The organism is Parabacteroides sp. KHUB-03, from assembly GCF_056640975.1.
The window spans coordinates 3,271,428-3,298,369 of the sequence record NZ_CM153257.1 but is presented as its reverse complement, the minus strand read 5'-3'; the positions used below and the strand labels follow the sequence as shown (position 1 = coordinate 3,298,369).

Annotated in this window: 18 protein-coding genes; 8 read left to right on the top strand and 10 right to left on the bottom strand. The window is 42.4% G+C overall.

Annotated features, from left to right (window positions below; all coding sequences use genetic code 11):
• The first annotated feature begins 78 nt into the window (after positions 1–78).
• From ACYIB7_RS14160 to rocF, 3 genes are all read left to right on the top strand, one after another.
• Positions 79–1,242, top strand: coding sequence for a 1-acyl-sn-glycerol-3-phosphate acyltransferase (locus ACYIB7_RS14160; protein ID WP_103983915.1), 1,164 nt, complete (start codon positions 79–81; stop codon positions 1,240–1,242).
• A 194-nt stretch (positions 1,243–1,436) separates the two neighbouring features.
• On the top strand, positions 1,437–2,648 hold the full coding sequence (gene rocD, locus ACYIB7_RS14155; RefSeq protein ID WP_480337521.1) for an ornithine--oxo-acid transaminase: 1,212 nt from the start codon (positions 1,437–1,439) through the stop codon (positions 2,646–2,648).
• A 15-nt stretch (positions 2,649–2,663) separates the two neighbouring features.
• On the top strand, positions 2,664–3,560 hold the full coding sequence (gene rocF / locus ACYIB7_RS14150; protein WP_480337519.1) for an arginase: 897 nt from the start codon (positions 2,664–2,666) through the stop codon (positions 3,558–3,560).
• A gap of 23 nt (positions 3,561–3,583) precedes the next feature.
• Here the strand turns inward: rocF and tamL are convergent, their stop codons facing one another.
• The gene (gene tamL, locus ACYIB7_RS14145; protein WP_480337517.1) at positions 3,584–5,863 is read right to left on the bottom strand and encodes a translocation and assembly module lipoprotein TamL; all 2,280 of its coding nucleotides are present in this window, start codon (positions 5,861–5,863) and stop codon (positions 3,584–3,586) included.
• Positions 5,864–5,903: 40 nt separating this feature from the next.
• The gene (locus ACYIB7_RS14140) at positions 5,904–10,523 is read right to left on the bottom strand and encodes a translocation/assembly module TamB domain-containing protein (RefSeq protein ID WP_480337515.1); all 4,620 of its coding nucleotides are present in this window, start codon (positions 10,521–10,523) and stop codon (positions 5,904–5,906) included.
• 118 nt (positions 10,524–10,641) lie between these two features.
• On the opposite strand from ACYIB7_RS14140, the gene ACYIB7_RS14135 reads away from it, so the two are divergent.
• The 4 genes from ACYIB7_RS14135 (at position 10,642) to ACYIB7_RS14120 (ending at position 14,835) form a co-directional block, all read left to right on the top strand.
• Positions 10,642–11,421, top strand: coding sequence for an inositol monophosphatase family protein (locus tag ACYIB7_RS14135; RefSeq protein WP_103983911.1), 780 nt, complete (start codon positions 10,642–10,644; stop codon positions 11,419–11,421).
• Positions 11,422–11,614: 193 nt separating this feature from the next.
• Positions 11,615–13,822: an anaerobic ribonucleoside triphosphate reductase gene (locus ACYIB7_RS14130; RefSeq protein ID WP_103983910.1), complete on the top strand. Its 2,208-nt coding sequence runs from the start codon at positions 11,615–11,617 to the stop codon at positions 13,820–13,822.
• Between the two features lies 1 nt (position 13,823).
• Positions 13,824–14,324, top strand: a complete 501-nt coding sequence (gene nrdG, locus ACYIB7_RS14125) for an anaerobic ribonucleoside-triphosphate reductase activating protein (RefSeq protein ID WP_099464542.1) — start codon at positions 13,824–13,826, stop codon at positions 14,322–14,324.
• 19 nt (positions 14,325–14,343) lie between these two features.
• A complete protein-coding gene (locus ACYIB7_RS14120) occupies positions 14,344–14,835 on the top strand; it encodes a GNAT family N-acetyltransferase (protein ID WP_103983909.1) in 492 nt (163 codons plus the stop codon).
• 585 nt (positions 14,836–15,420) lie between these two features.
• Here ACYIB7_RS14120 and ACYIB7_RS14115 read toward each other — a convergent pair.
• The 8 genes from ACYIB7_RS14115 to ACYIB7_RS14080 form a co-directional block, all read right to left on the bottom strand.
• Complete coding sequence (locus ACYIB7_RS14115) at positions 15,421–17,070, bottom strand: Lcl domain-containing protein (protein ID WP_480337512.1); 1,650 nt, start codon at positions 17,068–17,070, stop codon at positions 15,421–15,423.
• A gap of 720 nt (positions 17,071–17,790) precedes the next feature.
• The gene (gene ahpF, locus ACYIB7_RS14110; protein ID WP_480337511.1) at positions 17,791–19,341 is read right to left on the bottom strand and encodes an alkyl hydroperoxide reductase subunit F; all 1,551 of its coding nucleotides are present in this window, start codon (positions 19,339–19,341) and stop codon (positions 17,791–17,793) included.
• Between the two features lie 68 nt (positions 19,342–19,409).
• Positions 19,410–19,976: an alkyl hydroperoxide reductase subunit C gene (gene ahpC, locus ACYIB7_RS14105; RefSeq protein WP_099464536.1), complete on the bottom strand. Its 567-nt coding sequence runs from the start codon at positions 19,974–19,976 to the stop codon at positions 19,410–19,412.
• Positions 19,977–20,074: 98 nt separating this feature from the next.
• A complete protein-coding gene (locus tag ACYIB7_RS14100) occupies positions 20,075–21,907 on the bottom strand; it encodes an O-antigen ligase family protein (protein ID WP_480337509.1) in 1,833 nt (610 codons plus the stop codon).
• A gap of 29 nt (positions 21,908–21,936) precedes the next feature.
• Positions 21,937–22,821 (bottom strand): signal peptidase I, encoded by an 885-nt coding sequence (lepB, locus tag ACYIB7_RS14095; protein WP_480337507.1) that lies wholly within the window; start codon positions 22,819–22,821, stop codon positions 21,937–21,939.
• Positions 22,822–22,869: 48 nt separating this feature from the next.
• Positions 22,870–23,751: a DUF1573 domain-containing protein gene (locus tag ACYIB7_RS14090; protein WP_480337505.1), complete on the bottom strand. Its 882-nt coding sequence runs from the start codon at positions 23,749–23,751 to the stop codon at positions 22,870–22,872.
• Positions 23,748–24,797 carry a BF3164 family lipoprotein gene (locus tag ACYIB7_RS14085; protein WP_480337503.1) on the bottom strand — a complete coding sequence of 350 codons (1,050 nt, stop codon included), beginning with the start codon at positions 24,795–24,797 and terminating at the stop codon, positions 23,748–23,750. The genes ACYIB7_RS14090 and ACYIB7_RS14085 overlap by 4 nt, the downstream gene beginning before the upstream one ends.
• Positions 24,794–25,030: an NVEALA domain-containing protein gene (locus ACYIB7_RS14080; protein ID WP_480337501.1), complete on the bottom strand. Its 237-nt coding sequence runs from the start codon at positions 25,028–25,030 to the stop codon at positions 24,794–24,796. Before ACYIB7_RS14080 ends, ACYIB7_RS14085 begins: the two co-directional genes overlap by 4 nt.
• Before the next feature lie 646 nt (positions 25,031–25,676).
• Between ACYIB7_RS14080 and ACYIB7_RS14075 the strand changes: the two genes are divergently transcribed.
• Entirely contained in the window at positions 25,677–26,903 is a 1,227-nt protein-coding gene (locus tag ACYIB7_RS14075; protein WP_016564142.1) for an MFS transporter, read from the top strand.
• The last annotated feature ends 39 nt before the right edge of the window (positions 26,904–26,942 follow it).

The following is a 26,942-nucleotide window of genomic DNA, read 5'->3' as shown; positions in this document are numbered from 1 at the left end:
AATTGAAGATTGAGAATTGATAGGTGAGAAGTCCGTTCAATTCCCAATTGTCAATTCCCAATTATCAATTATAAAGATATGGATACAGAAACAGTTTCCCCTAATTTCGACGACATCCGTCCGCTGAATAATGATGAGGTGAAGGACGCAATAGAAGAACTGGTTGCAAATAAAGATTTTGAAAGGGCTTATCAGTATATAAAGTCCGATTTGACATGGGATCAGTTTGTTGCTGCCATGCGTTCATGCAAAACGAAAGAGGAGTTTAAATCCACTCTTTCGCGTGATGCGGTAATGATAGTAGCCAAGCATACAACGTTCTCCCTTTCAATTTCCGGCCGTAGTCGTTTGCCAGAAGGTAAACCTGCTTGCACTTTTATGTCTAATCATAGAGATATTGTACTGGACGCTTCTTTCCTTAATGTGATGTTGTATGACGTCGGATATGGAATGACACAGGTTGCCATAGGCGATAACTTGTTAATTCGTCCCTGGATCAAGACATTGGTGCGTCTGAACAATAGCTTTATTGTGAAGCGTGGCGTATCGGTACGCCAGATGCTTGAGGTGAGTGGTACTCTTTCGGCTTACATCCGCCACACCATTACCGATACGAAAGAATCTGTTTGGATTGCACAGCGTGAAGGCCGGGCTAAGGATTCGGACGACCGTACACAGGGAAGTGTGTTGAAAATGCTTAATATGAGCGGGAAGAAAGATATTCTGAGTAACTTGATGGAATTGAATGTTGTGCCGGTTGCTATTTCTTATGAATATGACCCCTGTGATTATTTGAAAGCAAAAGAATTCCAACAGAAGCGGGATGACCCTGATTTTGTGAAATGCCAGCGGGATGATCTTCTGAGCATGGAAACAGGCATATTAAACAATAAAGGGCGTGTGCATTTTACCATTGGAAATCCTATTAATGATTCTTTATCCGAACTGGATCCTGCAATGGAAAAGAACGAATTGATTGCCGCCGTTGCTTCTGTCATTGATAAGGAAATTTACAAGCATTACCGTTTCTATCCTTGTAACTATGTGGCTTACGACATGCTTACAGGAACCAAGCGGTTTAGTGAGAACTATGGCCTGAAGGACAAGAAACATTTTGAAAACTACTTGCAGGGACAGTTGGACAAAATTGTATTGCCTAATAAAGACGAAGCATTCCTTCGTACCAAAATGCTGGAAATGTATTCAAACCCATTGAAAAACCATTGGGCTAATAAAGAATAAATAATAGAGTACATAGATACTGTAAAACAACAACGGTTGTTATCTTTTGGGATAGCAACCGTTGTTGTTTTACAAGACCGGTGTGTTTCTTAACATGTATTCTTTGCTGACATATTGTTGTCGGATTTGTTATCTTTGAAGCAAAGGCTGCCAGTGTTGTTGACAGTATGCTAAACAATTAAATCTATAACAGTATGAAACCGGAAGATTACATGACCCGCGAAGGGAAGTACGGAGCACATAATTATCACCCGCTGCCTGTGGTGCTTCAAAAAGGAGAAGGCGTATTTGTTTGGGATGTCGAAGGTAAGCGTTATTTTGACTTCCTGTCAGGTTATTCCGCCCTGAGTCAGGGGCATTGCCATCCTAAAATTATCAGAGCGCTGAAAGAACAATCCGATAAACTGACACTCGTTTCCCGGGCTTTCTACTCGGATGTGCTGGGTGAGTATATGGAGTTTGTCTGCAACTATTTCGGCTACGACAAATTATTACCGATGAATACCGGTGCAGAGGCTGTGGAAACTGCTCTTAAACTGGCTCGCCATTGGGGGTATCGTGTAAAAGGAGTTGCCTCGGAATGTGCTAAGATTGTTGTATGCAGTGAAAACTTCCATGGACGTACGATCACAATTGTATCGATGAGTACGGATCCGAGTTCGTATTTGGATTTTGGACCTTATACTCCCGGATTTATCAAAATACAATATAATGACGTAGAAGCATTGAAAGAAGCATTGGATGATCCGGATATTGTTGGTTTCTTGGTTGAACCTATCCAGGGAGAGGCTGGGGTAGTGGTGCCTGATGAGGGTTATTTACGTGCATGCTATGATCTTTGCCATGCCCGCAATGTCCTTTTTATTGCAGATGAAATACAAACCGGCATTGGGCGTACAGGCAAACTGCTGGCTTGTGATTATGAAAATGTTCATCCGGATATTCTGATCTTGGGTAAAGCTTTGTCCGGAGGCGTAACACCTGTATCTGCTGTTTTGTCGAATGACGAAATTATGCTGACAATTGCCCCGGGTGAACATGGCTCCACATACGGTGGGAATCCGTTGGCCGCCAGTGTTGGTGTCGCAGCTTTGGAGGTAGTAAGAGATGAGCATCTTTCGGAGAAAGCGTACGCGATGGGAGAACTTTTCCGTTCGGAAATTAAGAAAATAAATAATCCTATGATAAAGAATGTGCGGGGCAAAGGATTACTTAATGCTGTTGTAACCGAACCCCATGGTGGAAAGGTTGCATGGGATATATGCCTGGCATTGAAAGAAAACGGATTGATTGCTAAACCTACACATGACCATATTATCCGTTTTACTCCGCCGCTTGTTATTACTAAAGAGCAGATGACAGAAGCTGTGGATATTATACGTGAAACATTTGCTTTGTTTACATAATTAAGAATTAAATGTATGAAGATAAATGTAATAGGCGTCCCTTTAAATCTGGGTTGTGATAGAGTGGGAGTGGAGAGAGCTCCGAATCATTTAAGGGAACGGGGCCTGATGCAAATAATACGAAATAACGGACACCGGGCTTTTGATTTGGGCAATCTTTACGTACCGCCGGTAAGTGAGGCGGATAAGTTTACGCGCGGAAAGGGTCTGAAATATCTGGATGCGATTGTGGAGGTTAATAATAACCTGGCGGAGCTGGTATATGATACCTTACGGGGGAGTGCTTTTCCGTTGGTGATAGGTGGAGACCATTCCTTAGGACTGGGCAGTGCTTCCGGGGTGGGTAAATGTTTTGATGATTTCGGTATTATATGGTTGGATGCGCATGGCGATATTAATACAAGTGAAACTTCTCCGAGCGGTAATATACACGGCATGCCTTTAAGTGCTTTGATGGGTATGGGAAGCGAGGAACTGGTTAATATTTATTCGCCGGGAAATAAGGTCAATCCTCAAAATGTGTTTTTGGTTGGTACGCGGAGTCTTGACGAAGGAGAGTCTGACTTGATTCGTCGAGAACAGTTGAGTGTGTACACAATGGATACTATCCGCTTAAAAGGGGTCGGCTTCGTTGCAGAAGACATAAAACGCAAATTGAAAGAACGTAAGATACGTAATATCCATTTTAGTATTGATGTAGACAGCATAGATCCTCGCTTTGCTCCCGGAACAGGCACCCGCGTTAGCGAAGGGTTGATGCCCGATGAATTTAAAAGTTTTGTAGATCAGATGTTGTCCACCAATCTGGTGAAGTCGTTGGATTTGGTAGAGTTGAATCCGGATTTGGACGTCAATGAGCAAACATCTTCTCTGTGTCTGCAAATTATTGATTATATTACATCCAGATTGTAGATTAGAAGGGGCATGCTGTTTTATTAAAACGGATAACCTATTGCCAGGTGTAATCCTAATCCGTCTTTGAATTTCGGGATATTATAATAACCTTTCCTGTCTGTTTCATAAGGAACATGCAAGCCTATCCCCATATCCAGACGAATAACGATAAAAGGTAATACGTAGCGTAATCCTACACCTGTTCCCAGAGCTAAATCTTTTAAGAAACTACCCCATTTTAACTGGCCTCCCGGGCGGTTCGGGTCATTTCGGATTAACCAGATATTGCCGCTGTCCAGAAATGTGGCACCATGTAAATCACCCAATATAGGGAAACGATATTCAAGGTTAGCCTCAAATTTTAAATCACCTGTCTGATCGATATATGCATACTTGTTGTCCGGATCAGGCCGAAAACGTCCGGGACCTATGCTTCTGATCGTGAAAGCACGAATACTGTTAGCACCTCCAATATAAAACTGCTCGTTGTAAGGAGTTGTGACTGCGTTTCCGTAACTATAAGCAGCCCCTATCATTAAGCGGCCTACGAGATGCTGCTTTTTACCTAACAGGTAGTTGTAACGTATCTCTGCCGTTCCTTTGATAAATTGGGCAAAAGGATTCCCTAACAGTTTCTTGTCTTTTTCGTTAAACTTTTTGCCGGCGAGGGCATAGATTCCGTCCAGAATAAGTCCGGCCTGGGTAACAGAAGCCTGCCACCATAGATGGTTTCTTTTTGTAGTAATAGGCGAATCGTCATATGTGTAGGTGTACCCCATGGATGGGATGAATTGATCTTGTAAGCTTTTATACAATGCTGGGTTGGCTGTCGTTATGCTGTCAAATTCATGTGTCTTGTGTTGTAGTAAATTAAATGTAAGCTTGAAGGGTGTTATGGTATGATGGCTTGTTGTTGTAGGTTGGAACTCATAAGAGGCATCTCCTCCGAAAGCCAATAGTTTAAAGAAACGTGCCCGGTTCATCTGGTCGATGTATAGCCGGAAAGATGTGCTGGACGGATATTTGGTGTCGAGTTTCCCGAAAGTGGGGAATAATACACGTGGAAAAGTCAGTGTTGTTGTTAATGCCAGTTCATAGCTGTTGATGGTGGATGAAGAACCTTCTATTCTGTTTCCGGTTTGCCATTCATATGATCCGCGCAGTTTTACGCCGAACGTTTCGCCTCCTCCGAATACATTCTTTTTAGTTACACTGAAAATAGCGCCCGGTCCAATCTGGTCATTGCTCTTAGCAGTAATATTCAACTCCAGTTCTCCGTCTAAAGGAAGATCGTAGACTGTATTGATACGGAGGTTTAAGGTATCTTGTCTACGTGTAGTATCTTTGGGTGAGTATTGCATTTCCGCATATCTGAAAATGCCCAGGCGGGAAAGGGCTGTATGAGTCCTTTCCTGTTCTTGTTGCGAATAAAGATCGCCGGTCTTAAAATACAAACGGTTATAAAGTACGGATGGGCGTACGCGTAGCTTTCCCTGATAATGGATTTTAAGGTCTTTGTACATGATCGAATCTGTAGGCGCTTCGTTGTTATATCCATTGAGCCACACAGAGATATCGCCTAACTTCCAGGGACGAAGCACTGTGGACGGGAGGTTTTCTTTCGGGACAATGCGCAATGCCACTTTGCCGGGATTTATTGTCGTGTCTGCCTGATAGCTGATAAAGTCCGGCCGGAAATAATAATAACCATTATTGCGTAGCATGGAAGAAATACGTTGACGTTCAGCCTGTAATTGTACAACATTAAAATTGTTCCCGTTTTTTAGCAGGCTTTTTCCGATATGTTCCTGGATTAGCAAGTAAGCCCGGTGTCGTATACGTGCAAACCGAATGCTATCGATCGTGTAAGGATTGTTCATCTCAATGTTATATCGTATTTTAGCTTTTCGGGGATTCTTGGGGTTTGGTTCTAATTCATAAGACGTTGCCCCGTTGAAATAGCCGTATTCATTCAACAGGTTCTGTGCAACCTTGGTACGTACTTCGGGGTTAACAGTGCTTATGAATACAGGCTTTGCAGCCAGTTTCTTGAATACCCATTTCCCTATTTTTCCTTTTTTGTTTACAAAGGCATTGTATATCCATAGTCCGAAAGGTAACGGTACACGTATGGATGAACTGCCTAATAATGCATTGTTTGGAGGATAGGCAAGGGCTCCTTCCACTTCTTCCAGCGCATCTTGCCCTGCTCGGGTTTTATCTTCTGCTGTTACCTCTATCTTCTTGATACCGGTATATAGCACTTGTCCCTCCGGAAGATTCTTCGTCGTGGAACAGGCTGTAAATAGAAAAGTTATCATTAAAATGAAAAGAATTCTATTCGCTATCGGTTTATACTTGTTATTCGTTCGCATTTTTTATTTCTTCACTAACCGGTTTTACTTTTTTCTTCTTGAAATTGAATAATTCGCGTAGGTGCATCATCTTTTTTCGTAAAACGATACCTGCACCGGTTTCTGTTATTTCGCCTTCAAGAAGGCTTTCATAGTTTTTGTCATAGAATAGCTTTATGTACCGTGAACCGCTTGTGTCGAGCCGGTATTCTACGGAAATGTTATCAATGAACGGTTGGGCTTGTCCGTTGTTGACATCGCCTCCTGTGGAAATGCGTCCTCCCAGTACAACGCGTATGCGGTCGTTATAGAAACGTTTGGCAAAACTGAATGAATAATCCGTGCGTTTGCCACCTCCTTCGTCTCCGTTTTCGTCATAACTCTCCATGCCGAATGTTATATCTATAGACTTCAATGCACTTCCTGCAATGTTATTAATCTCGCTTTGCAGGAAGCTGTTCAATGCAGAGCCCATATTCATGTTTGTTTTCCCGCTTCCGTTGCTGGCCATGTACATACCTGTGATTATCATGCTAACGGCTTGTTTCTGTTGTTCTTCAGGTCCCATGCGGGTGAGTTGTTCTTGTACGGCCATGTCTTCAGGAGCCGAGATTACGAATTGCATACCCAGGTTTTCTAATTGCTGTGTGAGCATGATACCAACATCAAAATTCACAATACGTGGCGACTGCCCGTCAAGGTTTACCGAGGTACGAATGCGTTCGGTAGCTGTAAGGTTCAATGTCGGATTCATGATATTTCCCGTCCATTGGACGTAACTACCCGACTGTATATTGAACTCTTTTAGCGGGATTATGGGAAGTGAATATTTTACCGTACCGCCCGAAAGAGTATACTGGCCATTTAATACCATATCCCCTTGCGAGGTATATTGGAATGATAAGTCACCGCCTCCTTCCAGATATACATGGTTGGATTGATCGGGGGTGAGATCTACATTCAGCCGTACCGCCGGATCGATACGTACTGTCATTAGCATATCCATTCCTCCCAGCGGCAATGGAGGTTTCTTTGGCATGCGGCTGCGGATCGTATCGGCAAAGGATACAAATGTAACCATGTCCGACATACGGTCTTGTGCAGTTAGCGGAGAATCCTGCAATACATAAGTCACGTTTGTATTACCTAATAATTGTATGTCTCCCCGCATCATTAAAGCATTTAAAGGACCTTTGACCGTAGAATTCAGATTGACAAACAATTTTCCGTACACCATACTCTGGTCATTGCGTTTTACGTCCAGTAATTGCATGTTGTCGGCGTGTAGTTTTAAATCGGCCATCATATGGTCTATTTGATGGAAGTCGATGGTTCCGTCAATTATGAACGGGTTTTTTCCGGCGGCATATATATTATATTTATTGAATGTAATCAGGTTGTTTTTTACTTCAATTTTCTCTTCGTCAAAACGGTAAGAACTTCCTATTGTTCCTACAAATACGGAAGCTGTGTCCAACTGCAGATAACCTCCGATAACTGGCTTTTCACTTGAACCTGTTATCTTCATATTACCGTTTAAAGCACCGCTAAGTTTAGCCATGTCATCAGGAATGAACGGATTAACCATCTCAAGCGGAAGGTGCATAATATCTATGTTTCCTTCTACAGCATCCGGCTTTCCCACCCGGTAGAATGCTGTCGCAGAGGTAACTTCTTCCCGGTCCCGGAAGAAGTGCATATCCACCTGATGGTTTCCACCTGCCATTGGCATATAAACGGCATTAAACATGATTTCTCCTACCCGGTCGTTCTCATAGTATAAATCATCTACATTGACGTCGGCAATTACCATAAAGGCACTATCCGAAGGTGCGTATTGAAAATCGGCGTTTAAGATACCTTTCATCGGCGGAAGATAAGTGCTGAATCCACTTGATATTACGTCCAGGTTTATATGGTTTAACTCCGCATGAACTTCTTCCATTCCTTGATTCTCTGCTTTTGAGTGAATCCAGAGAGCAGCATTGTCATCCCCCGATAAACGAAGATTAGCACTGATATCTTTTTCGCTTTTTATTTCTATAAAATTATCTTTATTCAGCTTGAAAGGCCGGAAAGCGATAATCGGGTCTTCCGGGAACATGTGGAGTCTTAATCCTTGCGGTATTTTATGTGCTTCGAGCCCTAGTAACAAACCTAATTTACCTTTCCCGTCTTTATAAAACAGTTGTGCATCGGCATATTTGTACCTTACTTTTCCTTCTATACCAGCCGAGAAAGGTTCTTGTTTACGATATTTATTCTTTATCACTTCAGCATGATAAATAAGTTCTAACGAATCCTGGTGGATAGTGGCCTTTACGGTATCTATCAGGGTTGTGTCGCGCATTAACCCATATAAGCCGGCGTCCATCCGGAATCCGCTCTCTGGAGAGGTATAGGCATTTATGGCAAGCGATTTGAATTGCATATAATAAGCTTGCAGGTAATTATATATCGGATTATCTTGCCCTGCTTTAATTTCGAGGTGCATTTCGGGAAGCAATGGGCGTAGTAATGCCAAGTTTATTGAGGAATCTCGTTTTAACTGGATAGAAAGATCGTCGGACACTTTTATCAGTTTATCTTTTATTGTATGTATACAGGCATCTCCGGTTAAGATAATCCCTAAATCTCCTGCGTGGAACGAAACTTGTGTCGTGTCTTTATCGCTACGTGCTTTTAAGGTCAGCATTTTGGGCCTGTATTTCCCGTCAGGGTTAATAAGCTCCCAGTTTCCTAATGAAACATCCAGATTGTTATTTTCGTCCAGGTCGCTTTTTCCTTCTACAAAAAGTTGGAAGGAGGTTGCGAGCGGCTTTTGTATAAGATGAAGGCCGTATAAGTCCAGATTTCCTACGTCGGCTATCAGCATAGCTTTCACCTCATTTTTATGGAGTGAAGCATTTAGCGAAACGTCCATTTGGGCTAGCGGATATTTGCTGATCAGGTCAAACTTCAGCAGATTCTTTTCTAAATCTCCTTTTAATGTGACATCTGATATAGAGGATGTTCCGTGTTTTATATCCGTGATTTTGCCATTCAACTTACTCCAGGTAGACGACAAAAACGGGTCTGTCCCTTTTCCTTCAGCCTGGATAGAAGCTGTCAGCCAGAGTAAAGAATCTTTGGGCATAAAATGAATAGGTTCTAAGCTGTCTACATTCAGATATGCTGCGTATGTTTGCCGGGTTGGATGATAACTGGCATTTAAGTCTACCTTGCCTGCTCCTTCGGTTAGTAGCATACGGGTACGGTATTCTCCGTTTCCCAGAGTGGCAATACCATTTAATTTGATATCTTTTGGTATATTAAATTGTTCGCGTTGCGCTTTTGGCAAAAGGTCGAGAATAAAATCCAGATTACCGGTTTGGGCTAATAACTTGATTTGCCCGGAACGCCGTATGTTGTCTGTAACAGATTCCATATCTCCGGTTGCCTGTATGCTGAAGGCTCCTTGCAGTTCTCCGGATAAGTCACGGAGATGTAACGAGGCAAGATTGCCTTCTGCTCTGGTTGTCAGAGTTAAAGGTTTGTTTGGGAAAGCCTTCTTGAAGTCGTCCGGTAATTGTCCTGCGGCAATCAATAAATCCTCTTTTCCAAGGCGGGTCGAGAAATCTACTTTCATCTTTCCTTCGGGCGTATTGCTAAGAGTACTCCACGGTATGTATGCTTGCAGTTTTATTTCAGAATAGGCTGTTTTCAATGCTAGCTCGGGCACATGTATAGCCACGCTGTCACTTTGGATTTTGCCGGCTAATTCCGTAATGGCAATTCCTGAACGTTCTTCCATTGTCAACTCTTTGAAAAGAGCGTTCATGTTTTTATCTTGATAGAGTATGGAATCGACTGCCAGATTCATGTTTACTAGCTCAATGTGTGAAGGGTCCAGTCCTTCGGATGGAGTATCGTAGCCATTATCGTAGTTCAAGCGTGAGCCGGATAAGCCGAAGCGTTTGGCACTATATCGCGTAGTGCCTAAATCAACAATGCCGTCTGTCAGATTTGCATTGTCTATATATGTTGCCAGACGCAGCGAGTCGCTCATCACCTGCAGACCGAAAGTCACTTTACTCAATTCTACTTTGTCAATATTAAATATCCAGTTTGCCGAAGCGGAAGCAGAATCTTTTTCTGATGTAGAGTCATTTAATAAGACGGTTATAGATGTATCAGATAGCTTAATTGCGTTTAAGCGGGCTTTTTCATCGGATAGATTTATCCGGTCGGCACGTACGTAAAGTTTGCCTAGAGCACCTTTTATTTCTACTCCCGGAATAAATGTTCCTGTATTAGCTGTTACGCCTCGTAGGTCGATAGCTTCTACAAGTACTTCTTTTTTCAATAAAGGCAACGGATGGATACTGACCATCAGGCTTTTTAGTGTAAGAAGCGTATCGTTAGGCACAGCAATAATCTCTACACCATGTACCGTAAGGTTGAGGGGGAATGAAAGACGTATCTTTTTTATTCCAATCCGCATGTCGGTGGCATTGCTAGCGTATTTCGTTGCTTGTTTTATTGCAAAATCCTGAAAAGGAGGTATGTATAATAGTATTGAAAGTAGCAGAACCAGTGCTACGGGTATCAGACATATAACTCCTATCCGTTTAATCCATCTCCTCATTTATAATTCCGGGTATATTGTTATATTCATAACGTTTAAACAATGAGTTTTGTTTGATGATTTATTAGCAAAAGTACAAATAAAGAATGTACCTTTGATATAAATAAATCATAGAATTATGGCAGATATGGAATCTCTTTGTCAGAAAGTGCAGGTTATAGCACGTGAGATGGGTTCTTTTCTTAAAAAAGAACGTGAAACTTTTGATTTTGATAAGGTGGAAGAAAAAAGTGCACATAATTACGTCTCATACGTAGACAAGCAGTCGGAGCGGATGCTTGTCGATAAATTATCTGCATTATTACCCGAAGCCGGTTTTCTTGCCGAAGAAGGAACAGGCAGTATGAATGATAGCGGCTATTATTGGGTAATTGATCCTTTGGATGGGACATCTAATTATATTCATGATATGGCTCCCTATTGTGTTAGTATTGCACTATGCGATAAGACTGGCGTTTTGTTGGGTGTTGTGTATGAAGTACACCGGGATGAATGTTTTTACGCTACAGCCGATAGTGCGGCATATTTAAACGGTAAAGAAATACATGTTTCGAAGGTTTCGGCCTTAACGGATGCTTTTATTGCTTTAGGATTTCCTTATAATTCGGATGCTTACCGTCCGGTGGCTTATCGTCTGATTAAGAATTTGTATGGTTTTGCCGGAGGAACGCGTTTGTTGGGTTCTGCCGCAGCCGAATTGTGTTATGTAGCAGCCGGCCGGTTTGATGCACGTATCGAAGCATATCTGGGATCATGGGATGTGGCAGCCGGAAGCCTTATTGTTCAACAGGCAGGAGGAAAAGTGACAGACTTTAATAATGGAAATAACTGGTTTTCCGGAGAGCAGGTAGTAGCGAGCAACGGAAGTCTTCATGATACAATATTAGCTCTTTTGTGATAGGGTTGTTTTTCTAATTTGTCAACAGTTTTTGCCAAATTGTATAAAAAGTTTTCCAAAATATTTTGTAATATGCTGTTTGCTTGATGATTAATTTATTTTAACTCGTCAAAAGTTTTCCTTTTTGGATAACATGTGTTGTATGTGTATACCTTTGTTGGGAAATAATACAATAAGATAAATACTATTCGACATGATTCAGACAGTTGTCAAAAGAGACGGACGTATTGTTGGCTTTAATGAAGAGAAGATAGCCACAGCCATACGAAAAGCCATGTTGCATACCGATATGGGGGAAGATATGCAATTGATACGGCAGATTACAGACCATATCTCTTTTAAGGGGAATTCGCAAATGACAGTGGAGGCTATTCAGGATGCTGTTGAGTTGGAACTGATGAATAGTAGCCGTAAAGATGTGGCGCAGAAATATATTGCGTACCGTAATCAGCGCAGTGTAGCGCGAAAGGCTAAAACGAGAGATATGTTTTTGGAAATTATTAATATTAAATCCAACGACATAACCCGCGAAAATGCCAATATGAATGCCGATACTCCTGCCGGCATGATGATGAAATTTTCCAGTGAAACAACCAAACCCTTTGTTGATGACTATTTATTGAGCGAAGATGTTAAAGATGCTGTTGCAAATAACTATCTTCATATTCATGATAAAGACTATTATCCTACAAAGAGTTTAACCTGCGTACAGCATCCGTTAGACCGTATTTTAAAGTATGGCTTTTCTGCCGGGCACGGCGAGTCCCGTCCGGCAAAACGTATCGAAACAGCCAGTATCTTAGGTTGCATTTCCTTGGAAACTGCCCAGAATGAAATGCACGGAGGGCAAGCTATTCCTGCTTTCGACTTCTATCTGGCTCCCTATGTACGTAATAGTTTTATTGAAGAAATAAAGAACTTGGAAGATTTAAACGGGGAAGACTATTCTCATTTATATAAAAAGAGTCTGGATGATTATATCAATCGTTCTTTAGATGGCCTGAAAGGAGAAGAGCGGATTGTGCAGCATGCCATAAATAAAACGGTCAGCCGTGTGCACCAATCCATGGAGGCTTTTATCCATAATATGAACACCATCCACTCCCGCGGTGGAAACCAGGTAGTATTCAGTTCCATTAATTATGGTACGGATACTTCAGCCGAAGGACGTTGTATCATCCGTGAAATACTTAGAAGTACATATCGCGGAGTAGGGAATGGAGAGACGGCCATCTTCCCGATTCAGATATGGAAAAAGAAACGTGGAGTCAGCTATTTGCCGGAAGACCGTAATTATGACCTTTTCCAATTGGCTTGCAAGGTAACGGCACGTCGTTTCTTTCCGAACTTTCTGAATCTGGATGCGACCTTTAACCGGAGTGAAGAATGGAGGGAAGATGACCCGCAGCGCTATGTGCACGAAGTGGCAACGATGGGATGCCGCACGCGCGTGTTTGAAAACCGATTCGGGCCGAAGACTTCGATCGGGCGTGGCAATATTTCATTCTCTACTATAAACATTGTCCGTCTGGCGATAGAATGTATGCCTATTGAAAACAAGGAAGAACGGATTGCCTGTTTTTTTGCCAGACTCGACAATATGTTGGAAGTAACAGCCCGCCAGTTGCACGAACGTATGGAGTTTCAGAAGACGGCTTATGCAAAACAGTTCCCGTTGCTTATGTCATCCCTTTGGTTGGGTAGCGAAAAGCTCGGGCCGCATGATACGATTGCTTCCGTGATCAACCAGGGAACACTGGGTATCGGTTTTATCGGCCTGGCAGAATGCCTGGTGGCATTGACCGGCAAACATCACGGTGAAGATGAGGCTTCACAGGAATTAGGACTGAAAATTGTAACGTATATGCGCGACCGGGTGAACGATTTCTCCGAACAGTATCAACATAATTATAGTGTGCTGGCTACTCCGGCAGAAGGTTTGTCCGGTCGGTTTACTCGTAAAGACCGGAAGAAATTCGGCTTGTTGCCGGGCATCACGGACCGCGACTATTATACTAATTCAAATCATATCCCAGTATATTATAAATGCAGCGCCCGCCATAAGGCCGAAGTCGAAGCTCCTTATCACGATCTGACGCGCGGAGGTCATATCTTCTACGTTGAAATGGATGGCGATGCAACCCACAACCCCGAAGTAATCATGCAGGTGGTAGATATGATGGATAAATATAATATCGGATATGGTTCGGTAAACCACAACCGCAACCGTTGTTTGGAATGTGGTTACGAAGATGCAGCTCCCGATCTGGAAGTATGCCCGAAGTGCGGCAGTAAACATCTTGATAAACTGCAACGCATTACCGGTTACCTGGTTGGTACAACCGACCGTTGGAATAGTGCAAAGCTGGCCGAGTTAAACGATAGAGTAATACATAATTGATATGTTGTCCATCATTGACGTTATAGAAGACACTACTGTAGACGGTCCGGGATTTCGTACGGCAATATATGCCGCCGGCTGTCCGAATGCCTGCCCGGGTTGCCATAATCCTGAATCGTGGGACATAAACAGAGGGCGTGCCATGTCTACGGATGAGTTGCTGGACAAAGTTATGTCCGATGATTTTGCCAATGTTACGTTTAGCGGCGGCGACCCGATGTTTCAGCCCGAAGGATTCACCGAACTGGCACGTGCCATAAAGACCCGGAGCGGTAAGAATATCTGGTGTTATACCGGATATAAGTTTGAGAATATATTGAACAATCCCCGGCAGGCAGCGATGTTGAATTACATCGACGTTCTGGTAGACGGAAAATACCAGCAGGCCTTGCGTGACGAGAACCTGCTGTTTCGGGGCAGTGCCAACCAGCGGCTTATCGATGTCAAAGCATCGTTAAAACGTAACAAAGTAGTTCCTTTTGAATACAATCCTTTTTTGTAAATATACCTGATAAAATAGTATGATACGGAAAGCTTGTGCCATTGATGCACAACAGATCAGCAGGATATATAATTATTATATTCTGAATACGGCCATTACTTTTGAGACAGAGCCTGTAGATGTTGCGGAAATGGAGAAACGTATTGAAGGCATCGTCACGAAGGGGTATCCTTATTTTGTGTATGAGGCTGACGGGAAAGTTGTCGGATATTGTTATCTGAACCAGTGGAAAGCCCGTAAGGCCTATAGCAAGAGTGCCGAGTTATCTGTTTATATAGATAAGGACTATAGACGGCAGGGAATAGGAAAAGCATTGCTTCGTCATGTGCTGGATAATGTCGATCCGGACGAAATCCATACTGTTATGGCATGTATCACTTTGCCGAACGAATCGAGCGTGAAGATACATGAAGCATTTGGTTTCCGGAAGGTCAGCCATTATAAAGAAGTAGGCTTTAAGTTCGGCCAATGGCAGGATGTGGGAGATTGGCAGTTGATATTTCATGCTTGATACCCTGCTCCGAAAGGAAACGGCTATTGCCTAAGTTTAGTTGCCGTCCGCTGAAGCGCAATGTCATTAAGTTAAGCGGACGGCCTAAAGTATATTCTCTTTGTTGGCTTTAGCCTAAGTTCGGTTGCCGTCTACTTTAGTGGACGGACTAAGGGATGTACATTCCTGTTGGCTTTAGCCAAATTTCTTTCCGGTTGGGCTAAAGCCCTTGAAAGGGGATGGCTCTACTATCCGTCGGTTGAAACCGACGGCAATTGAAACCGGGCTAAAGCCATTTCTATCCATTAATCAGATATCCTGTGCTTGTGCCTGCTTTTGAGCTTGACAAGCTTGTTTTCAATATGTCTGTTTTCGGTTACCTCTCTCTGGTTATCTTTTTTCAGTTATCTCTCTTCGAGATGGCTTTAGCCTAAGTTCGGTTGCCGTCTACTTTAGTGGACGGATTAAAGGATGTACATTCCTGTTGGCTTTAGCCAAATTTCTTTCCGGTTGGGCTAAAGCCCTTGAAAGGGGAGAATCTACAGCTTCCGTCGGTTGAAACCGACGGCAATTGAAACCAGGCTAAAGCCATATTCTATCCATTGATCAGATATCCCGGACACAGCGAACATAGCCATTGTTGCCGCTCGTGTAAGAGTTACTGTTACGGCCATTGCTAAAGAAAAATACGCAGCGTACGCTGGCATTACTATTGCCGACCGAACTACTCCAGTACCACTTGCTGAGGAATGCAGCGAAGCCGGATACGGATTCTAATGCCGCCTTATTCTGATACATGGCAAACAACTCGATCATTGTTGGAATACGCCAACCTGTACCTAATCCTTTACAATAGTCAATAGCGGCAGCGTAATTAGAAACAGAACTGCCACGCTCTGTTTTCTCGACCTCGAAAGAATAAGGCGTACTTATAGTAGCGGTAGAAGAAACGCCCATATAATCGGAACCCGTTGTGGAAGAAATGCCACCATCGTAATTGAATGGAGGGTAAGCTGTAAGGTCAGACTGAGCTGACTTATAAGCCGTAGCCAACGGTTGATTAACCGATATCCATACAGAAGCCACGCTGTGCCATATCCGGGGATCGTCATTCTTGTAATATAGGTTGCCACTACTATTCGTTACATAGTTTCTAATAAATTCAAGTGAATTGTTTACGTTTACCGTCAGCGTGTAGTTTGTGTGTCGGCGTAGCGAGAAGTCGCTTACATCGCTGCTTTTGCCCATAAAGACGTCGAAGTGGCATGTGTAGGCATCGTCTGTTGCGAGGGTTTTGCTTCCTGTCAGCGTTACCCTCGCAGCATCGGGTGCTTTCAGTCTGTTTCTTTCGGTGGCGTTAGTGGCCGAGTAGCCGGATTGTATGTTTTCTCCTACATACCAGGTTACGGTGTTAGCATTTACGGAGGTGGAGTTCTCCACTCCTGCGGTGTTAGTGTTGTTTCCTGTTCCGTCGTAGTTGTTTTTTGTTCCGAAGCACTTTTTTCCTGCGTTTACGAGTTGGATTCCTGTGCGCGGTATGTTTCCTCCGCCTTGTGAGCTGTAGGGTATGGAGAAGGTTTGATTCACTACCGTTACTTTCGCCAGCGTGCGGTAGAGTTGTACGGTCATTATTGGATCCGACAAGTTCACCGTTGCCGTTCCGGCGTAGGGTACGTCTGCATCCGAACTGATCGTGTTCGTCATCACCAGCGCTTGAAAGGCGGCATAGTTTCCTGTGAAGTTCGCAAAGCTTCCTGTTCCTCCCGTGCTGGCGTAGTTGTTTATTGCCGCATTGTCGTTTGCTACAATCACCAGTCGGCAACTTGTTGCTGCCGGGTCTGCCACGTTGGTAAAGGTTACTGCTTTGTCTGTGTTTGCCGTCATGGTTCCGATGTTGGTTCTGCCGTTGAATGTTCCGTCACTTTTAAAAAGGAGGGCGTAGACGTTCTTCAGCGTTGTTGGCGCTTTGGTGGAAGGCATATCCGCAGAACAACTGTCAGTATCACTCGATACCAGTTCGTAGTAGAAGCCAGCTTGCGCGGCTTCGCTTTCCGGGGCTGCTTCTCGGATCAGCGCTCTCGTCTCCGGTATGGCTTCTACGCCGGTTTTGAGCGTAAGTGTCAGGGTGTGTCCTGCTGTGGGGTCTTTTTCCGGTTCGTCGTCGTCGTTGCATGCGGTCAATGCAGGCAGCATTGCCAGCATTATCAGGAAACCGGTCGTAAGGTAGCGGGTTTTGATCGCTTTTGTTTGTTCCATAACTTTGAATTTAAAGAGTTAATATTAGGTTGAAAATTGAGAAATCCGTTCTGTAGAGGCTCTGTATGTGTACGGAGGTATCACCGGAGCTCCGGCAAGGGTTTTGTAGGGGTACGAAATGGTTGCCGGCTCGTCTGTAATGGTTTTGTAGGCCTACAAAATGGCCGCAGCTACTCCGGTAATGGTTTTGTAGGTGTACGGAGGCTTCGCCGGTGCGTCGGTGATACTTTTGTAGGTGTACGGAGGTTTTCCGTGTGGTACGGACACACGTTTTGGGCAGGCTGCCTTTGCAGCCTGCTATGTTTTGATTGTTTTTTACGTGAAAAAGGCGGGTGGAGGAAAGGTTACGTTTTTTTTGCAAAATTTCCTTCTTCATGAAGAAGGACTGCGGAACATGTATGTTCCGCAGATATATGTCTTATACAAGGAATGTATTTCATCTTGTTTATGAGATGTTGCGGGGGCAAAGATAGGGATTTTTATCTTTTTCCGCTATTAGAAACTAATCTTTGCCTCCGCAAAATAACCCCTTGGGCTTCCGGGGTCATATATGTAGGCCGAATCCCGGTTTTTGCCCTGTTCATCTATTCCGTTTTTAAAACGGTGGTAAAAGTCTACCGAGCTGCTCAGGCTTTGCGACTTTTCTTCCGTTAAATCCTTTGCGTGTTGTATCAAAGCTACATGGAAACCGGGTTTAAAGATTACCTATTTGTAGGTAGTTCAGATTACTCCGCGCATCCGGTCTTCAAAGGCTGAAAGGGCTGCTTTTGCTCCTTCGCCCATCGAGATGATGATCTGTTTGAAGGGTACGGTCGAGACATCGCCTGCTGCGTAGATACCCGGTACGTTTGTACGGCAATGTGTGTCTATTACAATTTCGCCGGGACGGTTTGTCTCTACCAGTTCGCGGAAAATTCCGCTGTTGGCTGCTAATCCGATTTGTACGAAAATTCCATCCAGATTAATAATACGTTCTTCTTCCGTCTTACGGTCTTTTACGCGAATGCCGGTCACTTTTTCTCCGTTACCGATTACTTCTGTTGTTTGTGAGCTGGTGAATATTTCTACGTTGGGCAGGCTTTTCGCCTTTTCCTGCAGAACCTGATCGGCTTTCAATTCATCCATAAACTCAAGTACGGTTACTTTTGAACAGATACCAGCCAGGTCGATAGCCGCTTCAATGCCTGAATTTCCACCACCTACAACGGCTACATGTTTGCCTTTATAGAACGGCCCGTCGCAATGCGGACAGAAAGCAACGCCTCTTCCTATGTGTTCTGCTTCGCCTTGTATGTTCAGTTTCCGCCAGCTTGCGCCGGTTGCGATGATTAAGGCCGGAGCAATAAATGTCTCGCCGGTAGAGGTGGTGATTATTTTGTCCTTCCCTGCGACTTCAACTTTTTCAACCTTACGGTGTTCCAACAAGTCGATAGGATAACGGTTCATGTGCGTTTTCAAATTATCGGCCAGTTCGCTTCCGGTAGTTTCCGGTATAGAGATCAGGTTCTCTATTCCTACAGTTTCTTTTACCTGCCCGCCTATTTTTTCGGCTACAACAGCTACTTGCAAACCTTTACGGGCCGAATAGATTGCTGCGGACGAACCTGCAGGGCCGCCACCCAGTACGATAACATCGTATGTCTTGACTGTTTTCTCCACGGCATTTTCGTTAACACCGTATTTTTCTTCCAGCTTGCTTAACAGTTCGCCAAACTCTCCCCGGCCTACATGGATAAGTTTACCGTCGGCATATACCGAAGGAACTGCCTGTATCTTCAGCGACTCTACTTCTTCCTGGTTGATGGCTCCGTCTACTGTCGTATTGGTTATTTGGTTGTTCAGGGTTGTCATGGCATTTAATGCTTGTACGACATCCGGACAATTAGTACAGGTCAACGAGACATAAGTCGTGATATTTATAGGGCCGTTTAATGCTTTCACGCGGTTGCATACGGCTTCGTCCGGAAAATTTTTTCCTTTTCCGTCAGCATTCAGTACGGCAAGTAGCAAAGATGTAAATTCGTGTCCGTTAGGAACTGCACGGAAGTTGATTCCGGTTTTCTGTCCGTTCTTCAGTAGCGTGAATTTAAGTCCTTCGCTATCTTTAACCTGTACCTTTATCTTATCGGAGCAGTCGGCTACGTCGTTCAGTAGTTCCAATAACTCTTGGCGGCTCTCATGTCCGGGAGCTACCTGTATGTCGAAGATATAATTTGCATCCAGATTGGCAAAAATACCTTTTAATTGTTCTTTTAACGCTGATTCTAACATATATGTAATGTATGAGAAGTGAATAAAAAGGCCGGCAATTTATCTTGCCGGCCTCTGTCTGGTTTTATTTAGATCTTACCGACCAGATCAATACTTGGTTTCAGTGTTGCTTCACCTTTTTTCCATTTTGCCGGACAAACTTCGTTCGGATGTGAAGCCACGAATTGAGCTGCTTCTACTTTGCGCATCAATTCAGATGCATCACGTCCGATACCATTGTCATGAATCTCGGCAACTTTGATCTTACCTTCCGGATTTACAAGGAATGTACCTCGGTATGCCATACCTTCTTCTTCAATCATTACACCGAATGCGCGGCTAAGAAAACCTGTCGGGTCTGCCAGCATCGGATATTTGATCTTACGGATAGATTCGGAAGCGTCGTGCCATGCTTTATGTACGAAGTGTGAATCTGTACTTACTGAGTATATTTCTACGCCCATAGCCTGGAACTGATCGTATTTTTCAGCCATATCTACCAATTCGGTCGGACATACAAACGTAAAGTCTGCCGGATAAAAGAAGAAGATAGCCCATTTGCCTTTTAAATCTTCGTTAGTTACAGTTTTGAAATTACCATTATGGAATGCCTGGACACTGAACTCGGGAATTTGTGAATTAATAATTGTTTCCATGATTAATACCTTATAAAATTATTATTATTTGATTTTGTTTGATGTCACAAAAATATAATAACAATTCCCGATACAGCAAGGTTTTCGATTGAAAGATTTTATTGACTCATAGATGAAACCTGTTTCCGGACTTCTTTTCGCATTTCTTTTATAGCCGTACTTTCTACCTTCGGTTGCTTGTTCATTACAACGTAAGCCGCGTTTTTCAATTTCTCCGGTTGATAGAAATCCGGTTTAGCGTATAACTTGACAAGCAGATAATAGGGGTAAATCCGTTCGGGTAAAATATTAATGGCGTAGAGTAAGTGTTTTTCAGCCTGGTCGTATTTTCTTAATGATTGCTCGTTCTTTGCCATCATATAATAGAGCATAGGGTCGGAACTGAGTTGTATGGCTCGTTGTAGTAATACATTTGCCTGCTCGTATTTTCCGGTTTTGCTCAGGCATTGGGAATATTCAAACAGAAATTCATGCTTATGGCGTAGTTGGGGATATAGCATCATGTAACTGTCTAGAGCTCCCCAGTAGCCTTTGTTACTGTATAATGCTTTGGCTCTCGACCATTGTGTATAGACATTTTGCATATCTTTTTGTCCTATAAACAATAGCCCGCAACTAAGTGCCGTTATAAATCCGATATACGGAAACCTTCTTTGATTTCCGGCCAGGCTTTTTCCTTTTATTTTATTGGTAGATACACAAATGACCGAATAGAAAATGAGCAGAATCCAGAATGACGGCAATTGGAACGGATAAGAAGAAAAAGCAAAGATCATGAGTGCAATTATTCCTCCGGTTGTACCGTACCGTTTACTTTTTATTCCGTAAAACAAAACGAAACCAACCCAAACAAGAAAAATGATAAGCCCTAAAAGACCTTGTTCCAATCCTATCTGTAGAAATTCATTAAATGCATATTCCGGACAACCGGCTACAAACTTTTCTGTTTCCGAGGCTTTTCCTGAGGCGAAATACTCCGCCTGTGTTTGCGCATAAACAGCAGGAAAGCCCCCTAGGCCAACACCTTTTAACGGATGCTTTTCTATTGCTTTTGCCGTAATACTCCACATTAATAACCTACCGTTAGCCGAATCTTTCTTTATTGTATAGATGGCAACAAGCCCTACGCACAGTGCTGCTATGCCCAACACCAGAAAACCGATACATTTTTTACGATGTTTTTCCCAAAAAGTATACATGCCTTTCCAGCCGATCCGGTATGTAACATATACCCAAATGCAGGATACGGTGGCAGCTATCCATGCCGACCGGCTCATACCTGCCGGAAGAATCAGTGTAATCGAGATAATGGATATCCATGCCAGATAGTAAAGTGTTGTTCTTGGATTGGATAGATCCAATTTCCTACAGTTGCTGAATCGTAGCATAACTCCGAAACTTACAGGAAGGATTGCTGCGATATATCCGCTGAATGGCCCGGGATTGAAAAAAGAGCCGGTAAGGTTGAAAAGCGGATGGTTGGAAATCTTGAGCCCGTACAATTGCATCATACCCCATCCTGCTTCGAGTATGCCGGTGCATATAATGATGGAAATGAAGAACATTAGCAACGATGGATAGTTCTTGATTGCCAGCCGTATCATGAACCAAAGCATAATCAGTTGTCCGCCGAATAATAATTTTTCCGGTTCGGGGTTTAGTGTCCAATTGTAGGTCATCAGGATGATGGCGGCGTATAACAGTATTAATCCGTCTGCCGCCATGAACTTAATATTGTTGGTTTTCTTAATGACCATTTCCATAAATAAGGTGCTGGCTGCAAAAGCTAACATCATAATATGAAACCAGCAGGTTTTTCCTGCCACCATTCCGTTTACCAGGTCTGCGTTTGCCGCAAATACGGTACATAATAATAACATTCCACTGATAGAGAGGAAAAGAAGACATAAATATGATAGTAAAGCAGTCATAATAGAGGATGATTTAAATTGCATAATTGTCAGTCGATGGTTTTAAAAAAACGTTTCCAGTGATATGTTCCGGTATAAGGATCCGATGATTTCCATATAAGCCATGCCTTTCCGACAATATAATCTTCAGGCAAAAGTCCCCAATATCTTGAATCTTGCGAGTTATCCGCCTTGTCTCCTCCCATGAAATAATAATTCTTTTGGAATTGGTATTCTGATATTGGTTGATTGCCGAGATACACTAACGAGTCTTTATACATTAGTTTTTTTTGCTGTTCCCATTCTATTAATTTCCAATATAAGCGGTAGCTGGCTCTGTCCATACTGATTTTATCGTTCGCTTTCGGAATATATAAAGGCCCGAAATCTTTGATATTCCATTGCATGATGGAGTCGTACGGATAAGTAATATAAACACTCCCTTCAAAAGTTTGCTTGTTGCGCAAAGAAAGATGTGTTTGGGCTTCCCGGTTTCCTACTTGGATGTCTGTTCCTTTTATTTTATAGAACCCATTTTGTATAAGTAATGTATCACCCGGCAAACCGATACACCGTTTGATGTAATATTTCATCATGTGCATTTCTAATTTATCCCAGGTGTTAGGATGGAGATGGTGGAAAACAAGGACATCGTTCCTTTCTATTTCCTTAAATCCGGGTAAACGGTATACCGGAGTTTTTTCTCCACGTAATGAAGCAAATATATTGAATAAACGCGGTCCGATAGTGAGTTTGCATACTACTACATTATCCCCCTCTATCAATTCCGGGCTCATCGAATCGCTGGGGATTCTGAATGAACTGAAAACGAATACTTGCAAAACGAATGCAATGACAATCATTATACATCCTATCCATAGGATATTTACTGTGCCATTTACCGCCCGGGTAATATGTTCTTTCAATGTCTTCATATAATCGCCATTTTAAATGGCGTCTCATTTATAAGAGTAAATGGTTTTTTATAAGGCTTTACCTTTGATTTGTAATTTGACAAAGTTTCCCGTGTTACACTTTACCGTAATTGTTTCGTTAAAACTGCCTGCTTCTTTAGGTGTTATTGCTACATGGAGTTGGAGTGTCTCATTTGTTTTTGCCGGATTTTTATCGAATGAGACGCTCGCACAGCCACAAGTTGTACTTGCATCTATTATTACAAGCGGGTAATTTCCTGTGTTTTTTAGAATAAAAGTAGCTTCCCGTGTTTCGGAGTTTTTGAATGTACCTAAGTCTATTTCCGGAACGTTGGTTTCTACGGTTGTCATTTTACTTTTGGCGTCAGGGAGGGATGTTTCAGTTAACTGGTTAATATATAAATCTTTTATAGCCAGATTGTGTACCGGATTGCCGATAACCAGCACTTTATTGTTTTTGTCTAACAAAAAAGTCTGGAAATTCATTTCTGCGGGTAATTGGTTTAATCTGTTCAACTGGTCGTCCAGATCAATGCAAACCGGATAGTCGAATTTATCTCGTCTGAATATGTATTTTAATTCTTTCTCATTTTTTGGATGGAAAAAGAAAAGAAAGGGCACTTGCCCGTTTGTCAGCGAGTCGGTATAAGCTATAAATCCTTTCCATTTCTCTAATTGCAGTTTACAACTAATGCATCCGAAAGAATCTACATATACCACAACTTTGTATTTTGATTCGGGAACATGAAAATCTATAGTGTCTGAACTTAATGTAGTAAAGACCGGGTTGGGAGGAAACACAATTTCCTTTCCTTGCCACTCTTGTACCAGTTTGGCAATTTTTTCTTTTTTGTTCCCGTTACATGCAATTAGCATAAGAAATGAAAGGAACAAGAAAGCACCGGCAGTTGTATTTCTTACTCCTTTCATATCCTGAACTCTAAAAGGGGTTCATCATGATTTACATCCGTAGCGAAAATTGTTCCGGTTTGTTCATTCACGTCAATACCGTAAATGGCATGGTCTAATGTATACTTTTTGACAGGCTCACCTTTCAAATTGAATACATAAATGTAACGACCGCCACTTTCGGGGTTCTCACCTCGTTTATAGGCTTCACCTATCTCTTTGAAAGAACGATTGTGGAATACGGCATAAATGTACTTGTCGGTAACTTTTATGTCGCTGAATCCCATAATACCGGTCGGAACGTAATCTCCTTCTACAATTCTGAATCGAGGCTCGCCTTGCGGCCCGTAAAACACAGAGTGAGTTTTGTTTTTTAGATCATAGATTTCCAAGACTTCGCCAAGCTGGGTAACCATAGCCAATATCCCGTTATTGGGGTTATAGTCTATAAAGGTACGCCATGCCTGAGCCAGAGCCGGTAACGATATTTCTTCGTAGTTGGTCTCAGTTGGTATATAACCGTCCGATTTTGTTAGTTTACCTTCATTCGATACTTCGTTATAGCGAAATTCGCCAAGATAGTTTGTTGTCAGGAAACCTGAATTTGTTTTACAAAAATCAAGTGTCCTTACAAGCGCCTTGTCTAACTTGATAGCTTCTTCCCTTTTGGCGGAGTGGTTTGTACGAGAGATACTCCAACGCGTAATTTCCATTTTATTAGCATCCAATATCCATACGGAATCTGGCGAATCGAATTGGACTTTTTCTCCGGATTGCATTTCTTCGGGGCCTTCACCTCTTTTTCCGAAAGAAACGATATGTTTCCAATCCGGATAAGAAAAGGCGTGGAAGAAATGATCGGCATTATGCAAATCTAATACTAAAGCGATACTGTCCTTGACCGTTATCCGGAAAGGATAACGGAACAAGGCAGTATCTAAAGAAATAACCTGCGCTCTTAATGCCTTTTCATCGGGAAAACTAGTATAACGTGGATTGGTTATTTTCTTTTTATTACAAGATGTAAGCCCACATACAATTAATAATATGTATAGGAGCTTTCTCATTCCTCTTCAGGGTCTAGGCTAAAACCACTAATTTTGATTTCTACAAAACGTCCATAGCATTCAATAGAACCAGAACCCATACATGCTGTTGCACCTCCTCCTTCACCTCCAGCTAATGCTTCAATATTATTGAACGCTAGATTATGGATGTCACTTTTTTTAGGGATAAAAAAGCAGCCTGCAGCAATAACGCTAACAATTAATAGAATTTTGAATGTCTTATGTTTTTTCATTTTAAAAAAGATTGATTTATGTCGCAAATATATTTTAAATTCTGAACGGTTTCGTCTAACCGTTTGATGAATAAACATTTAACGGAGTATCTGAAAAGTAATGGTAACGACTAGGAAACCGTGCGATTTTCAGCGTTTTGCGGTGTTTTACTATCAAATAACTCTTTCAGGTGCAAAGATACGACAAATCTTTGATATAGTATCCAATACAAACAGTATTCGCCATTTTTTGCCTTTCGATATATACCTATTTGCTTATGCCGTTATTTTTTGCAGATTTGGATAAAAAAGGAAAGGCAAAATTCAGGAAGCATTGAAATTCTTTACTTTAGTTAGTGCAAAAATCGAATAATTTATTGTAACTTTGCAGCGGATTCGGTGTGCATATAATACCATCCCAATTAAGATAAGTCGCAACATATATAGTGGTTTTCAATATGATTATGAACAATTGTACAATATTAACAGGTAAAAACACCGTTAATATTGCATATCATAAACCTTGGTAATTTTTCCACATTCAAATCTAATTAATTCGATTTGAATGTCATTGTCTTTGTAATCCGGCATGCTATTTCAGGCTTGTCGAGAGATTTTTTGTGCTATAAAATCAAGAAACATTCAAAAGATAAAAGGAAAAATTCAAATGGAAAAAATCAGAAATTGGAAACAAGATTTCTATACAATATGGGCGGGGCAAGCTGTGTCCCTGATAACAAGTGGGGTTCTTCAAATGGCCATCATCTGGCATCTGACAAATACAACAGGGTCTGCGATGGTGTTGTCAATGGCGACCTTGGTTGGGTTTCTACCTCAAGCGGTTTTAGGTTCTGCAATCGGAGTACTTGTTGACCGCTGGAACCGGAAAATGGTCATGATTGGTGCAGATGTCATCATAGCTTGTGCTGGACTGGTACTTACCGTAATTTCCCTGTCAGCGGAACTACCTGTATGGATAGTAATGCTCATCCTCTTCATTAGAAGCGTTGGCACTGCATTCCATTCCCCTGCGTTAAGTGCGGTAACACCTCTTTTAGTGCCTGAAGAACAGTTAGTCAAATGTGCCGGCTACACCCAGTCCATCCAATCGGCAAGTTTCATCCTAAGTCCGGCAATTGCCGCTTTTCTCTATGCAAAATGGGGGTTGAATTCTGCGGTTGCCCTTGACGTATTCGGAGCAATAATTGCCTGTATCACTGTTGCAATGGTTCACATCCCAAAACAACCGATTGAAGCGCTGCAGCAAGAAAACTTTTTCACCGAACTGCGCATTGGCTATAACGCAATACGACAAAATAAAGCTCTTTTCACATTGCTTTGGATAGGAGCAATCAATATGTTCATTTATATGCCAATCAATGCGCTATTTCCGCTGATGAGTATGAATTATTTCGAGGGAAGTACCTTGCATGCTTCCGTGGTGGAAATTGTTTTTGCAGTTGGTATGTTGTTGGGCGGACTTCTATTGGGCGCATGGGGAGGTTTCAAAAAGCGCATGGCAAATATCATCGGCTCTATCTTTCTTATGGGAGTGTCATTGACTGTTTCCGGCTTGCTACCAACCAATGGTTTTATGATATTTGCGATATGTTGTACGTTGATGGGCTTTTCTGCCCCATTCTATAATGGAGTACAGACCGCGCTATTTCAAGAACAGATACAACCCGAGTATTTAGGGCGTGTTTTCGGACTTCTTGGCAGCATCATGTCGTTTGCCATGCCGCTTGGGTTGGTAGTGTCGGGTGCATTTGCAGACCAAATCGGGGTAAACCGTTGGTTTTTGTTCTCAGGTATGGCTATTCTGCTTCTCGCTATAATAGCCTTATGTCTTCCACAACTTAGAAAGGTCGACAATCAAAAACAAAAATCATGATTTATGAAACGTAACTAAATCTAAACAGCAATAAGCCTC

Excerpts from the sequence above, each read along its gene's own strand:
- ahpC (WP_099464536.1), bottom strand. The coding sequence starts at position 19,976 with ATGGAAACAATTATTAATTCACAAATTCCCGAGTTCAGTGTCCAGGCA.
- ACYIB7_RS14075 (WP_016564142.1), top strand. The coding sequence starts at position 25,677 with ATGGAAAAAATCAGAAATTGGAAACAAGATTTCTATACAATATGGGCG.
- ACYIB7_RS14140 (WP_480337515.1), bottom strand. The coding sequence starts at position 10,523 with ATGAGGAGATGGATTAAACGGATAGGAGTTATATGTCTGATACCCGTA.
- ACYIB7_RS14160 (WP_103983915.1), top strand. The coding sequence starts at position 79 with ATGGATACAGAAACAGTTTCCCCTAATTTCGACGACATCCGTCCGCTG.
- ACYIB7_RS14130 (WP_103983910.1), top strand. The coding sequence starts at position 11,615 with ATGATTCAGACAGTTGTCAAAAGAGACGGACGTATTGTTGGCTTTAAT.
- ACYIB7_RS14135 (WP_103983911.1), top strand. The coding sequence starts at position 10,642 with ATGGCAGATATGGAATCTCTTTGTCAGAAAGTGCAGGTTATAGCACGT.
- rocF (WP_480337519.1), top strand. The coding sequence starts at position 2,664 with ATGAAGATAAATGTAATAGGCGTCCCTTTAAATCTGGGTTGTGATAGA.
- nrdG (WP_099464542.1), top strand. The coding sequence starts at position 13,824 with ATGTTGTCCATCATTGACGTTATAGAAGACACTACTGTAGACGGTCCG.
- ACYIB7_RS14120 (WP_103983909.1), top strand. The coding sequence starts at position 14,344 with ATGATACGGAAAGCTTGTGCCATTGATGCACAACAGATCAGCAGGATA.
- ACYIB7_RS14080 (WP_480337501.1), bottom strand. The coding sequence starts at position 25,030 with ATGAAAAAACATAAGACATTCAAAATTCTATTAATTGTTAGCGTTATT.
- ACYIB7_RS14100 (WP_480337509.1), bottom strand. The coding sequence starts at position 21,907 with ATGACTGCTTTACTATCATATTTATGTCTTCTTTTCCTCTCTATCAGT.
- ACYIB7_RS14085 (WP_480337503.1), bottom strand. The coding sequence starts at position 24,797 with ATGAGAAAGCTCCTATACATATTATTAATTGTATGTGGGCTTACATCT.
- ACYIB7_RS14115 (WP_480337512.1), bottom strand. The coding sequence starts at position 17,070 with ATGGAACAAACAAAAGCGATCAAAACCCGCTACCTTACGACCGGTTTC.
- tamL (WP_480337517.1), bottom strand. The coding sequence starts at position 5,863 with ATGATAACTTTTCTATTTACAGCCTGTTCCACGACGAAGAATCTTCCG.
- ahpF (WP_480337511.1), bottom strand. The coding sequence starts at position 19,341 with ATGTTAGAATCAGCGTTAAAAGAACAATTAAAAGGTATTTTTGCCAAT.
- rocD (WP_480337521.1), top strand. The coding sequence starts at position 1,437 with ATGAAACCGGAAGATTACATGACCCGCGAAGGGAAGTACGGAGCACAT.
- ACYIB7_RS14090 (WP_480337505.1), bottom strand. The coding sequence starts at position 23,751 with ATGAAAGGAGTAAGAAATACAACTGCCGGTGCTTTCTTGTTCCTTTCA.
- lepB (WP_480337507.1), bottom strand. The coding sequence starts at position 22,821 with ATGAAGACATTGAAAGAACATATTACCCGGGCGGTAAATGGCACAGTA.